The sequence below is a fragment of the Clostridium sp. C8-1-8 genome (genome assembly GCF_009928445.1).
Lineage (GTDB): Bacteria > Bacillota > Clostridia > Clostridiales > Clostridiaceae > Clostridium_AR.
In genome coordinates this window covers 20,445-33,872 of sequence record NZ_JAABNO010000027.1, presented here as the reverse complement: position 1 = coordinate 33,872, position 13,428 = coordinate 20,445, and the positions used below count along the sequence as shown (strand labels likewise).

Genomic DNA, 13,428 nt, shown 5'->3' with positions numbered 1-13,428 from the left:
TATAAGATTTTACCTCTTATACTTTTATCTAAAATGCGTTATAATTATTTATTGATGATGGAATTATATTTATTTTACTAGGAGTGATTATATGAGAAAAAGTAATATCCCTAATTATTTTACCTTTGCCAATTTATCTTTCGGAATTTTTTCAATACTTGCCACATTAAATGAAGATTATTTCTTAGCAGCAATATTTGTAATTATAGCTGCACTGATTGATAGATATGATGGAAGAGTTGCTCGCTTTCTTAATGTATCTAGTGAACTAGGAAAGGAACTAGATTCCCTAGCTGACTTGGTATCTTTTGGAGTTGCGCCTGCTATACTAATATATACTCAACATAGTTTAAATATACTTGGACCTAAAGGATTATTTGGCTATTGCGCACTAATAATTTTCCCTATATGCGGAGCATTCAGACTGGCGAGATATAACTTATCAGAATTCGATGGAGTTTTTACAGGAATTCCAATAACTATAGCAGGAAGTATTATGGCAATCTTTTCTTTAATTACAACAAGATACTTTGTCCCAACAGCATTACCTGTGATATTGATGTTAATCTTTTCTTACTTGATGATATCAAATTTAAAGTTAAAAAAGCTTTAAGATAGTAAAAAAACAAAAATCTCGCTGAACAAAGTCTTTTCAGCGAGATTTTTTGTTCATCAACCCTTCCAAAAACATATAAAAAAAATCTACCAAGCCTTATAGTTACTTTAATCTTCAGGATTGTTTTTATCATCGTCATCACATTTCTTATCATAAGGATTTTCATCCTTATCTTCACAGCTGTCATCGCAATTATCATGATCATCATCACAATCTTTATCTTCTTCATGGCTATCATTATTGCCTTTATTAAGCTTTCTCCTTTTTCTTGTTGGAGGTGGCTTAATAGGAGGCCTTCCTTGGTTATTGGCCTGCTGCTGTGCTGGCCCTCCACTGGAATTTTGGAAAAGTAATTCATTATCAATTTCCGTTAATATTATAGATTTCTGTGCGGTCTTTAGGGCAATTACATCTGCCTTCATCCTTATATAATCAAGATAACAACACTCCACGCTTTGAATCACGTTTAGCAATACATCTATAATATCCCCTAGCTGGTTTGCTCTTTTTATAGCATCTCTTACTTCTTTCTTTCTAGCTAGCGCAATTCCATTAAGTTCCCCTGCTCCACCTATAAGCAATCTATATGAATTAACATACTTTGTTAAAAGATCAGTCAAATTATTAACCTCTAAAAAATATGAGTCAAAAAGTTCCTTGAAGCTTTCCATTAAATCACCCTAATATTGCTATCATAACAATATATTAAAATACATTGTATTTAATTCCTTATAAAAAACGCTAATTTCCCTAAAACCCGTGAATACTTTGCGAAGTCCTTACCTTCATTTAATATCTATATATTGTATCTCTACACAGTAAAAAGTATAGCTAAGGCAATAAGCCTTAGCTATACTTTTATATGTTATTACAAAGTATTTCATTTATAAATTCATCATCGACTTCTTTAAAAAGTTCCTTATATAAATCTTCATCTTTATTTTTCCTTAAAGCTTCATCTTCAACGGCATCTTCTGAAAAATCAAATACCTTTATATCTTTCATCACAACTGGAAAGAAATATTCTTCTGCATATGAAAACTTCATAATCTCTTCCTCCTACTCTTTCTTACCTTCTCCATATGGTTCAAAATACGCTTTTGGGAACTTACACAAAGGACATACTTCTGGAGCTTCCTTACCTTCGTATATATATCCACAATTTAAACATCTCCAAAAGGTTTCACAGCTAGCCTTAAATACTGTTCCACTTTTAACTTTTTCATATAATTCTTTGAATCGTTCCTTATGGCTTTCTTCTACTTCTCTAAGCTCTTTATAGAAATTAGCAATAGCTTCAAACCCTTCTTTTCTAGCAACCTCTTCAAATTCCTTATATATTTTATTTGTCTCTTCTCCTTCTCCCATAACAGCATCTAGGAGGTTATCCTCAGTAGACTTTATCATTCCCAGATATCTTCCCCATGCTTCTCTAGCATGAGCATATTCATTAGATGCAGTCATATCAAAAATTTGCCCTATCCAAACAAAACCTTCTTGCCTAGCTTTCTCTGCATATAAATTATACTTGTTTCTTGCTCTAGACTCTCCAGCAAAGGTTTTAAGCAGATTCTTTAAGGTTTCACTATCCTTTAATTTCATAAAAATTCTCCCAAAAATACTTCACACATTAGTATATTCACGAACCTTTTTATTGTTCTTCTTTTTCTTTGTATGTCCTAATAAGATGTTATGCCACAAAATATTACCAGTTCTAGGTAGCAAAAAGTTTTATATTCTCTTAGAAAGCAAAAAAAAATCGCGGTTTATTCCGCGATTTTTCATTTTGTTGTTATCTTCTTACCCTCATCACATATTAATGAAACTTCCTGTAAGTCTTTATTCTTTGTAATCAAAACTACCTTATACCCCCATAGCTCCTGTACATATTTCAAGGTTTCTTTAGCATAAACAATATCTAGCTCCCTACCATCAAAAACATGCTCTAGAGTAAGGGTATTATCTCTTTTATTTAAATCTATAACCCTTATATATGGAATACTTCCGACTCCGCAGTTAGATGCTATAGTATCTCTTATCTTTTTCCAACCATTTTCATCTGAAACTTCATCCACGACAAAATCAAAGCCTTTTTTCGCATACTGGAACAAATTAAGTTCAACGCATAATTCCTCTGTAAGATACTTTCTCAAAAACGAATTATCTCTCTCAATAGCTCTAACTTCAAAAATCTTATCTCTACCATATCTTCTTTCAATATCCTCAAGAACTCTAAATCCTACATAATATGGATTTAGGCCACCTAACATTGGAGCAACTACATCGTTGTGTCTCTTCAAAAACTCAAAATGTAACTCTTGAGGAAGTTCTAACTTTTTAAGGATATTATAATGCCAAAAACTAGCCCATCCCTCATTCATAGTTTTTGTCTCGATCTGTGGTAAAAAATACAGCGTCTCTCTTCTAACTATACTTAAAAGACTTTTCTCCCAATCTTCTAAACTACCATAATCTATTATAAATTGAATCAAATCATCTTCTGGACTAAGTGGAATTTTTGACAAATTAGGTTCTTCAATTGGATCATTGCTATCCAGTATTCCTCTATTCTCAATCTTTCTAGAATAATCTTCAATAAGCCTCTTACGCTGCTCACTCTGAGATATTTTCTTTTCTCCAATAACTCTACTAATCTGATATCTTACTGCATGAGCCGCATCTAGAACTCTTTCAACCCTTTGATACCCGATGCTAGGATTATTTATATATCTTCTTACAGTTTCAGCGTCTAACTTAAACATCTCTAAGGTATTATCGGCATCAGTACCATCTTTAAATAATCTGTTGTTTTTAAAGAAATCATTATGTCCATATACATGAGCCATAGTTAATATCTGAAGAAGTAATGTATTATCCTTCATTAGATATGCTAAACTAGGATTCGAATTAATTACCATCTCATATGGTAGTCCAGTTAAATTTAATGAATACAAAGTCTTATTCTTTTCATAGGCTTTTCCATAACTCCAATGAGGATATCTTGATGGCATTCCTACATAAGCTTCGTAGCTTAGCATTTCATTATATCCTATTATCTCGAATTCTTGAGGATAGAAATCAAGACCTACTTCCTTTGCAGTCTCTTCTATTAAAATGTTCCATTTCTCTAAATCTCTAACTGTATAATCCATCACCCTTCCTCCTTAAGCTCCTTAGATAGCATAAATTTCAATGCATTCCATAGGTCTTTCTTTTCTTTTACTACAACCATTGCAAAATTCTTCTTCTTTACTTCCTTTAAAAATCTATAATACATGGTTGTAGAATAAGTAGAAGGTAGTAACTCAGCATAACCGAATAAATTACTTATTTCGCATAAATCATTTACTGCTTTTATTGCTCTTTCATTGTCTTCACTCCAGTTATCACCATCGGAAGCATAGAAAGGATATATATTCCACATATCTGGAGGATATTTTTCTCTTATAACTTCTAATGCTTTATTTAACCCTGAGGATATATAGGTACCACCGGATTCTGCCTTATGAAAAAATTCATACTCATTTACAACTTTAGCTAAGGTTGTATGAGATATAAACTCAAAAGCTATATTATTATACTTTCTTCTTATAAACCTTGATAATACAAAGAAAAATGAACGGGCTAAGAATTTCTTAGAGTTATCCATGGATCCAGATACATCCATTATAAACAGCATTACTGCATTACTTTCTTTTTTAGGCTTTTTCTTAACCTTATAGTATCTTAGATCCTCTTCTCTAAAAGGAAATCTATCCAACTTTCCGCTTTCACCGATTTCCATTAAAGCTCTCTTCTTCCCCTGCTTTCTAGAAATCTTAGCCATTACTGTTTTCTTCTTAGCAAGTCTTGGATTAATACCATACTTTTGATATCCTCTTTTTCTTCCAGCACTTTCTACAATTATCTCGGAATACTTTTTTCTGTCCAGGTTAGGTAGATCAAGATCTTCAACAATATAGTCTAATAGTTCCTCAAGAGTTATTTCAGTTTCATATATGTCCTCCCCCTCTTGATTGCCAGCAGAGCCGGGGCCGTTGCCCCCCTGCTCTGAAGCTTTCCCTACCTTATCCCCTCTTTTTTCTTCTCCTGTTCCACTAGCTACACCGCCGTTATTGTTGCCGTAAACAAACTGATATTCCTTTATCCCTCTGATAGGAATTTTGAACTTTTTATTTTTAGATTCACCGATTATACTCTCTTCTGAAAGTATATCTCCTAGATTTTCTTTTATAGACTTTTCAACTAACTGCCTATGCCTTCTTCTATCCTCTATAGCTCTGTCATGTTCCACTGGATTTTCTGCATGATCTCTGAATATAGCCATAGTATCAATCCTTCCACAAGTTGTTTGCAGCATACTTCAATATGACATCGCAGCAATGATCACAGTATCCATTTGCCTTCATTTCTTCAACCATAGCATTATACTTTTCATCTTGTTCCTTATCTCTAACTCTAGACTTAGTTATTATTCTAGAAAGATCCTTAACTGAAGCTGTGAGTTTTTTCTCAATAGCTTCTTTTAGAGGCTCATAAGCAGTGTAATCAATATGTCCGCCATTTCTTACAACGTAGAACATATAAGAAGTTACATCAGATCTGAAGCCTTTAGCTGAACTTTCTGATATACCAATCTGCTCTTCTATGCTTCTCATAAAGCTTTCGTCTGGATTCAATTCCTCACCAGTAGAATTATCCTTAAGCTTAGTTTTGTTTACATAAGCTTCTGCATTATCTATATAGTTATTAAATAGGCTTTCAGCTTGTTCTCTAAAGGAATGGATAAAGGCTTTAGTAATTTCTTTTTCAAGAATCTTGTTATATTCTTTTCTTAAGGTATCTTGTATAAATCCAAGATATTTCTTTTTCTCTTCTTGAGATATATCTAAGTCCTTAACTGACTTTATTATGCTCTCCATTATACTTAAAGGATTTATACAAGGATACTCTGAGCTAGAAAGGGCATTATCAATAGCCTTTATGATAAATCTTGTTGATATTCCTTTCATACCTTCATTTGGACCTGCTTCTTCTTTAAGCTCTAAAAGGTCTATTCGCTTTGTAGAACCTTTTTCAACAATATCTTCTCCATTGTAGATCTTAAGCTTTGTTACAGAATCTACTTTTGCAGATGGAGACAATCTAGAAAGTATTGCAAACATTGCAGCAACTTCTATGGTATGAGGAGCTATATGAGCATTAAAATTACTCTTCTTTAATATCTTCTCATATATCTTCTTTTCCTCATTTAATTCCATACAATATGGAACTTCTATCTTAACTATTCTATCTAAAATTGCTTCATTTGTATGATCTGACTTAAATTTGTTCCATTCAGCCTCATTTGAATGGGCTATTATCAAGCCATCAAAGTAAATCATAGAACCTTTACCAGGTGATGGAATGGACTTTTCTTGGGTTGCTGTTATTATAGTATGAAGATATTCAACATCGTTTTTAAATACTTCTATAAACTCAACCAAACCTCTATTTCCTACGTTAAAGGCACCATTAAGTGAGAATATCCTTGGATCATCCTCAGGATACATATCCATTTTAGATATGTCTACAGCACCAGTTAATATAGATGTATCTTGATTGTTAGGATCTACTGGAGGTACAACTCCAATTCCCTTTCTTGATCTTATAGAGAAGCCCTTTGTTTCCACTGGAAAATCTTCATATCTTCCATTAAAATCATTCATTAGTCTATATCTGCAAACTGGACAGAGATCACCTTCTATCTGAACTCCTAACATTTCTTCAAACTTAGGTCTAAGGTGCTTAGGAATTAGATGAAGTGGCTCTTCATGCATTGGGCACCCTTCAATAGCATAAATTGGCTCTGCAATTTCTAAAGCTTTTTTTAAAGCTTCTACTAATGAAGATTTTCCTGCTCCAACAGGTCCAACTAAATAAAGGACTTGCCTTGCCTCTTCACCCTTCATAGAAGCTGAATAGAAATAATTTACAAGCTTCATTAGTATTTTGTCTATACCAAAGAAATCACTCTCAAAGAAGTTGTATTTTTTTATTACCTCATTACCATATATCTTTCTAACCCTTGGGTTTTCTTCAGGTTTCAATATCTTTACACCTTTATTAACTATGATGTCGTAGATTCTCTTATGCGCCAACTTTGCTACATCTGGGTTCTGCTTAACTATCTCCAAATAATCTAGGAATGTACCCTTAAACTTCTGCTTATTATGTTTTTCTCTATCACTTTCAATAAAATGCTTAAAATCCATATACATCTCCCTCCTTTTATAAAAATATATTCAAAGGGACAAACTATCTATGACTAATATGGATTTAATTATGGAAAAAAAAATAGCTAAAGCGAACTTCTTTAGCTATTTTTTTGCGCATCTGCCTTTTCTGAACGTAGTGAAGAAATTCTGGCAGGCGACATATTTTATTTTTTTATTCTTTCTCCTATCTTTGCATTTGAGCCATCTATACATATTTATATACAGCTTTATATACGGTTTAATTTCTAAAGAATAAAAAATAGCTAAAGCGAACTTCTTTAGCTATTTTTTGCGCATCTGCCTTTTCTGAACGTATGTGAAGAAATTCTGGCAGGCGACATATTTTATTTTTTTATTCGTTCTCCTATCTTTGCATTTGAGCCATCTATACATATTTATATACAGCTTTATATACGGTTTAATTTCTAAAGAATAAAAAATAGCTAAAGCGAACTTCTTTAGCTATTTTTTGCGCATCTGCCTTTTCTGAACGTATGTGAAGAAATTCTGGCAAACGACATATTCTCTCCTTTACTCTTTATTTTAATAGCATTCTTTATATACTTACGGTTAAGATACATAAGATTTATAAGAGGTGAATGGTTAAATAAAGAGTAAAACTGTATGTTCAAACGTAGTGAGTTTACAGTTTTAGCCATGGAATATGACAAAATCATATTAATTCTTTGCGCAAGCTCATCCAAGCATCGGATGACTAACCACTTAATTTAATAGAATACTTTAACAGAGATTAGCAATATAAAAAGTTATATAATGCTCCAATTAAATTTGCATCATTCTCAAAAGCACATTTCTCAACGAAGATATCTAGTTTAGCATACTCACTCTTCATCTCGTTAAGTCTTCCGTTTACTACATCATAGAAGTCTTGTCTACTACTTATCGCTCCACCTATTAATATCTTTTCTGGATCTATTATATATTGCAGATTGAATATTCCTCTAACCAAATAGTTATACCATTTATCAATAGCTTGCTTTACCTCTTCGTCTCCTTGTTCAGCCATTTCAAAGACCTTCTTACCATTAAGCTCTTCAACTTGAATACCTTTAACCTTAGCAACTCTCTTTACTAATGAAAAAGTAGACCCAGTATTACTCCAAGTATGTTCATCTATTCCATCACTATCATCTACTAGCATATATCCAAACTCTCCACCATGGAGGTTCTTTCCTCTAAGAATCTTTTTATTAACAACAACACAGCCTCCTATGCCAGTCCCTATAACTACACATATGAAGTTTTCACAGTCCTTTGCAGCACCTAACCAGCCTTCAGCAAGACCAGCACAGTTAGCATCATTTTCTATGGAAACTCTTAATTGAGTTCTATTAGCAAGTAACTCTTTTATATTAGGACCATGTATGTATGGAATTGCGCTTGCACCATATATAATTCCACTTTTAGGTTCAACTGCTCCTGGCAGACTACATGCTAGTCCAACAATTTCATGTTTTTCTTTAAAATTATCAACTATACTTCCCACAGTATCGATAAAATCATCTATTCCAGTATCAGGAGTTTTTACACTTCCTTTTTCATAAAACTTCCCTTCACCATCCATTAGTGCATACTTAATTGAAGATCCACCTACGTCAATAACCACATATTTTCCCATAATAACTCCCCCTTTTGTAAACATTGTCATAATTATATTATGATACAAAAACAAAAAAAATCAAAGAATATTTTTATTCTTTGATTATCTCTCTTCCTATGCTTGAAATATTATTGAAATTAAGTGGTTTTCCTCAATTTACCTTGCTTTTTATTAAAGTGTGGTTATATACTACTCTAAGCACCCTATCTCCATACTTCTCAATCTTCTTCTCTCCAACGCCTCGTATATTCATTAATTCTTCCCTACTCTTAGGTCTCAGATTTGCAATCTGTATTAAAGTTGAATCAGAAAATATTATGTAAGGTTTCACCTTTTCACTTTGAGATAGGTCTCTTCTAAGTATTCTTAACTTCTTAAACAATTCTTGATCTAAAACCGTATCGTCCACAGAATCTTTAAGTCTAGCCATAACCTTCTCTTTTCCTTTAAGTATACTGATAGACTTACTATTGAGCCTTATCATAGAATAAGTTCCTTCTTTTTTGTCTACAAAACCTTCTTCTATAAGAGTTTGAATTATATCCTTTATGAATTTGCTACTATACTCTTGCATAATTCCATAAGTTGAAAGCTCATTCAATTTATTATCTATTATTTTAGGTCCAGAAAAACCTCTCAATATATCTACTATTACAGATATTCCGTACTTCTCCTTAGTTCTGTACAAGCAGGATAATATCTTCTGAGCCTCAATAGTTATATCCCTTAACTCCTCATTATTTAAGCAATTTGAACAGTTATTGCAATACTCTTTCACTGTCCCTTCCCCAAAATAATTTAGTATAAACTGTCTATAACAACTCTGAGTCTCACAGAAATCTACCATTGCCTGAAGCTTTCTTAGCTCTATTTCCCGTCTATTAAGTATAGAGGAGGTATTAATCATATACTCCATTGATGGAATATCCTCTCTAGAGTATAATAGATGGCAGTCACACTTTTCACCATCTCTGCCACCTCTACCAATCTCCTGATAGTAGTTTTCTAAGTTCTTAGGCAAGGTTAAGTGCACTACATACCTTACATTTGACTTATCGATACCCATGCCAAAGGCATTTGTAGCTATCATTATCTCCCTTCTATCAAAAAGAAAATCATCTTGAAAAGCTTCTTTTTCTTCATCTTTAAGACCACTATGATACTTAGCTACATTGTATCCTCTTTCTTTAAGATATTCATATAGTCCATCTACATCTTTTCTCCTAGAACAATATATTATTCCTGATTGCTCCTCGTGTGCTATTATTATGTCCTTAACAAATTCAAGCTTATCGACTTCCTTATGAACGTTTATAGCTAAGTTATCCCTATTAAAACTACTTATATGTAAGTATGGATTTACGAGCCCCAATAACTTAACACTATCATTTCTTACTTCTTCCGTAGCAGTAGCGGTAAAAGCAGTTATCACCGGTCTCTTTGCTAATGAATTTACGAAGGGTAGTATGAATCTATAGCTTTTTCTAAAATCATGTCCCCACTGAGATACGCAATGAGCTTCATCTACAGCTATCTGCGATATATTTAAGCTTCTAATTAGCTTAACAAAGTACTCCATCTCTAATCTCTCTGGTGATATATATATTAACTTATATTTTCCTATAAGCGAATCTTCTATAATTTCGATTATCTTATTCTTGTCTATAGTGCTATTAATGAAAGCAGCATTTATTCCAACATCTTTTATGCTATCAACCTGATCTTTCATAAGAGAAATTAATGGCGATATTACTAAAGTCACGCCCCCCATAAGAATGGCTGGTATCTGATAACATATAGATTTTCCTCCGCCAGTAGGCATCACTGCAAATACATCTTTTCCACTTAATATAGTTTCAATTATCTCTCTTTGGCCTTTTCTAAAGCTAGAAAATCCAAATACTTTTTTTAGTACCCTCAATGTATTATCCATCTTTGACTCCCACTAATTTGACTTTTTAATCATACCCTTTCAAGCAAAGACTTCTAACTATATATTGAAGCTATACTTGTATATATAAATTATCTTATTCTACAATAAGATTCTCATCCAATTAAACTAGTCTTAATCAACAAATTATATCTTAATTATAGCTTTTAATCACGGTTATTTCTATAGCTATTTCTCTGGACTGAGCCATTGAAAAATTTCACAATTTCCTAAACAGTAAAAAATGAACCAGCTTACTTTTGGTAAACTGATTCATTTCAATACTATATAATAACATTACCATTCTTTAAAATTATTGACAGAAATCATTTATCCTATACTGACTTTGAAGTTCTTAACTGTAGCATCTACATCTTCTGCATCTAAAATTGTAGATACGGTACATATTCCGTCTACAACTTCTATAATCTCTTTGCTAAGATTGTCTAGAGTTAGGCCTCCAATTCCATATATAGGTATCTCAACACTGTCCCTTATTTCTTTAAGTTGCTTTAAGCTTATTCCAACAGCACTTCTCTTAGTCTTTGAAGGAAACAAGGCCCCTACTCCCAAATAGTTAGCTCCTTCTCTTTGAGCTACTATAGCCTGATCTTTGGTCTTAGCTGTTGCACCTATTATAAAGTTATCCCCACATATACTTCTTGCCGTCTTTACCATCATATCTTCCTGACCTAAATGAACTCCGTGAGCTTCTACTGCCAGTGCAACATCTATTCTGTCATTAACTATAAAAGTACAAGCGTATTCTTCACATAAAGCCTTCAGACTTTTTGCCTCTTCTATAAGTTCCCTAGTAGCCTTATCCTTAGCTCTGTATTGCACAATATCAACACCTGCTTTTAATGCCTGTTCAATTTTTACCATCATAGCATCAAATGGCATCAAATAATCTGTTATTAGATATAACTTTTTAGCATATACCTCCATATAAACCTCCCCCTAATTCATATTTGTATTAAATACTTTCTTCATACTTCCCATAGTTTGTCTTTGCTTCACTAACGACTTTTCTAGCAACACCATATATAAGAGATGTTACTATCATAACAGGTGTAGTAATCCCAATGATTATATCCTTGTTCTTTATCCCATAGTATAAAGCTACTCCTAATGCCCATACTATTAGCGCTAATATATCTACCTTAAATTTTTTATTTTTATCCACAAAATTCTTCTTAAATATAAAATAATCAACAAAAATAATAGCGAACAGTGGAGCAAATACAGAACCTATAAAATATAAAAAATCTTCATATTGTTCCATAGGAAAAACAAAAGCTAATACTGTAGCTAGTACTGTTATTATAAGAGCTGCATGTTTTTCTTTGATTTTGCTGGTTATATTAACGAAGGAAACTCCAGCTGAGTAAGCATCCATAAAGGTTGTTGTAACTGTGGATAATAATATTATTCCTAGAGCAACAATTCCTAAATTCATAACTGTGAATAACTTAGTTGGATCACTATCCCCAGTTACTAAACTAGCTGCAAGACCAGCAATAAACATCCAAGAGCTTCCTACAAAGTATCCCAAGAAAGTACCTATAGTTGATCCTTTAATACTCTTTCCAAACCTAGTGTAGTCACCTGCCAGCGGAAGCCAAGAAAGCGGCATTACTACATTAAACTCTATTATTGATCCAATACTTATTGGATTTTGACCAGCTGCTAAAGTAGTATTTGACGTGAATATATTTATTGTCATGATTATAGTCATTACAAAAAGTAATAACACAGCCGCAGTGTTTACATAATTTAGACCATCCATACCTAAAGCTATCCATATGAATACAAATAGACCTATTAGTAATATCCATATTGTGCTACTACTTATTGATATAACACCTTTACTAGCCTCTTCAAAGGCCCTTGCTCCCATTACTATCATAACAGTAGTCCACCCTATAAGCTGAACAACGTTTAATAGTGACAAAAGCTTAGTACCGTAAACTCCAAAAGAATTAGTGGTAGATTCCATTGCTGCTAGTTTAGATTTTGCACCTATATAAGCTCCTATAGCAAGAATTACTGCACCTATCAGATGTCCTATTAATATTCCTGCTATACCCTTTTTTAAACCAGCTGAACTTAAAAGTCCACCAGTCATCATTTCTGACAAAGATACTGCCGCACCAAACCATAATGCAGTCATATTAAAAAAGCCTATTTTTTTACTCATTATTCAAACCTGCCTTTCTATATAACTCATAAAAATGATTAGTTGGTCCTACACCTTTTCCTAACTCTATACTGTGCTCTATGGCTATAGTTATATATTTTTTAGCCTCATTTACTGCATCAACTATACTCATTTCCTTGGCAATATTAGCTGCTATTGCTGAGGATAACGTACATCCAGTTCCATGAGTATTCTTTGTATTTATTCTCTCTTCTTTAAAGCTTATAAGTCTCTCACCATCAAAAAGTGAATCTATGGCATCTCCTTTTAGGTGTCCACCTTTTACTAAGACATACTTAGGTCCTAACTCTTTTAGGTCTTTTGCCGCTTTATACATATCTTCAAAGTCATTTATCTTATAGCCTAATATTTCTTCTGCTTCTGGGATGTTAGGAGTTATGATAGTTGCTAAAGGAAATAGCTCCTTAATAAGAGTTTCCTTTGCATCCTCTGAGAGCAGCTTAAAACCACTCTTCGAAACCATTACTGGATCTAACACTACTGGAGGAAGTTTGTCTATCTTCTTTAAAGTCTCAGCTATGGCTTTAATGGACTCTATCTTAGATACCATTCCAATTTTTACTGCGTCAACTTCTATATCATCAAATATAGCTTCAATCTGCTTTGATATAATTTCCGGATTGACATCCTGTATTCCAAAAACTCCTTGAGTGTTTTGAACAGTTATTGCAGTTATAACACTCATACCATATACACCATTTGCAGAAAAGGATTTTAAATCAGCTTGGATTCCAGCCCCCCCGCAAGTATCTGAACCTGCTATTGTAAGTGCTTTTTTAATCA

12 protein-coding genes are annotated in these 13,428 nt (G+C 33.0%); 1 reads left to right on the top strand and 11 read right to left on the bottom strand.

What is annotated here, in order from left to right; genetic code table 11:
• Window positions 1-91: 91 nt before the first annotated feature.
• A complete protein-coding gene (pssA, locus tag GXK57_RS20955) occupies window positions 92-613 on the top strand; it encodes a CDP-diacylglycerol--serine O-phosphatidyltransferase (RefSeq protein ID WP_160679975.1) in 522 nt (173 codons plus the stop codon).
• 110 nt (window positions 614-723) lie between these two features.
• Here pssA and GXK57_RS26400 read toward each other — a convergent pair whose 3' ends face one another.
• From GXK57_RS26400 to thiD, 11 genes are all read right to left on the bottom strand, one after another.
• Window positions 724-1,287, bottom strand: coding sequence for a hypothetical protein (locus tag GXK57_RS26400; RefSeq protein ID WP_202127762.1), 564 nt, complete (start codon window positions 1,285-1,287; stop codon window positions 724-726).
• 187 nt (window positions 1,288-1,474) lie between these two features.
• Window positions 1,475-1,663 carry a hypothetical protein gene (locus GXK57_RS20945; protein WP_160679974.1) on the bottom strand — a complete coding sequence of 63 codons (189 nt, stop codon included), beginning with the start codon at window positions 1,661-1,663 and terminating at the stop codon, window positions 1,475-1,477.
• Window positions 1,664-1,675: 12 nt separating this feature from the next.
• Window positions 1,676-2,218 carry a rubrerythrin family protein gene (locus GXK57_RS20940; protein ID WP_160679973.1) on the bottom strand — a complete coding sequence of 181 codons (543 nt, stop codon included), beginning with the start codon at window positions 2,216-2,218 and terminating at the stop codon, window positions 1,676-1,678.
• A gap of 179 nt (window positions 2,219-2,397) precedes the next feature.
• A complete protein-coding gene (locus tag GXK57_RS20935; RefSeq protein WP_160679972.1) occupies window positions 2,398-3,768 on the bottom strand; it encodes a SpoVR family protein in 1,371 nt (456 codons plus the stop codon).
• Complete coding sequence (gene yhbH / locus GXK57_RS20930; protein ID WP_160679971.1) at window positions 3,768-4,943, bottom strand: sporulation protein YhbH; 1,176 nt, start codon at window positions 4,941-4,943, stop codon at window positions 3,768-3,770. Before yhbH ends, GXK57_RS20935 begins: the two co-directional genes overlap by 1 nt.
• Window positions 4,944-4,947: 4 nt before the next feature.
• Window positions 4,948-6,870: a PrkA family serine protein kinase gene (locus tag GXK57_RS20925; protein WP_160679970.1), complete on the bottom strand. Its 1,923-nt coding sequence runs from the start codon at window positions 6,868-6,870 to the stop codon at window positions 4,948-4,950.
• A gap of 754 nt (window positions 6,871-7,624) precedes the next feature.
• On the bottom strand, window positions 7,625-8,512 hold the full coding sequence (locus tag GXK57_RS20920; RefSeq protein ID WP_160679969.1) for an ROK family protein: 888 nt from the start codon (window positions 8,510-8,512) through the stop codon (window positions 7,625-7,627).
• A 133-nt stretch (window positions 8,513-8,645) separates the two neighbouring features.
• Complete coding sequence (gene recQ / locus GXK57_RS20915; protein WP_160679968.1) at window positions 8,646-10,427, bottom strand: DNA helicase RecQ; 1,782 nt, start codon at window positions 10,425-10,427, stop codon at window positions 8,646-8,648.
• A gap of 327 nt (window positions 10,428-10,754) precedes the next feature.
• Window positions 10,755-11,372 (bottom strand): thiamine phosphate synthase, encoded by a 618-nt coding sequence (gene thiE, locus GXK57_RS20910; protein ID WP_160679967.1) that lies wholly within the window; start codon window positions 11,370-11,372, stop codon window positions 10,755-10,757.
• 28 nt (window positions 11,373-11,400) lie between these two features.
• On the bottom strand, window positions 11,401-12,624 hold the full coding sequence (cytX, locus tag GXK57_RS20905) for a putative hydroxymethylpyrimidine transporter CytX (RefSeq protein WP_160679966.1): 1,224 nt from the start codon (window positions 12,622-12,624) through the stop codon (window positions 11,401-11,403).
• A complete protein-coding gene (thiD, locus tag GXK57_RS20900; RefSeq protein ID WP_160680002.1) occupies window positions 12,617-13,426 on the bottom strand; it encodes a bifunctional hydroxymethylpyrimidine kinase/phosphomethylpyrimidine kinase in 810 nt (269 codons plus the stop codon). The genes cytX and thiD overlap by 8 nt, the downstream gene beginning before the upstream one ends.
• Window positions 13,427-13,428: the final 2 nt, after the last annotated feature.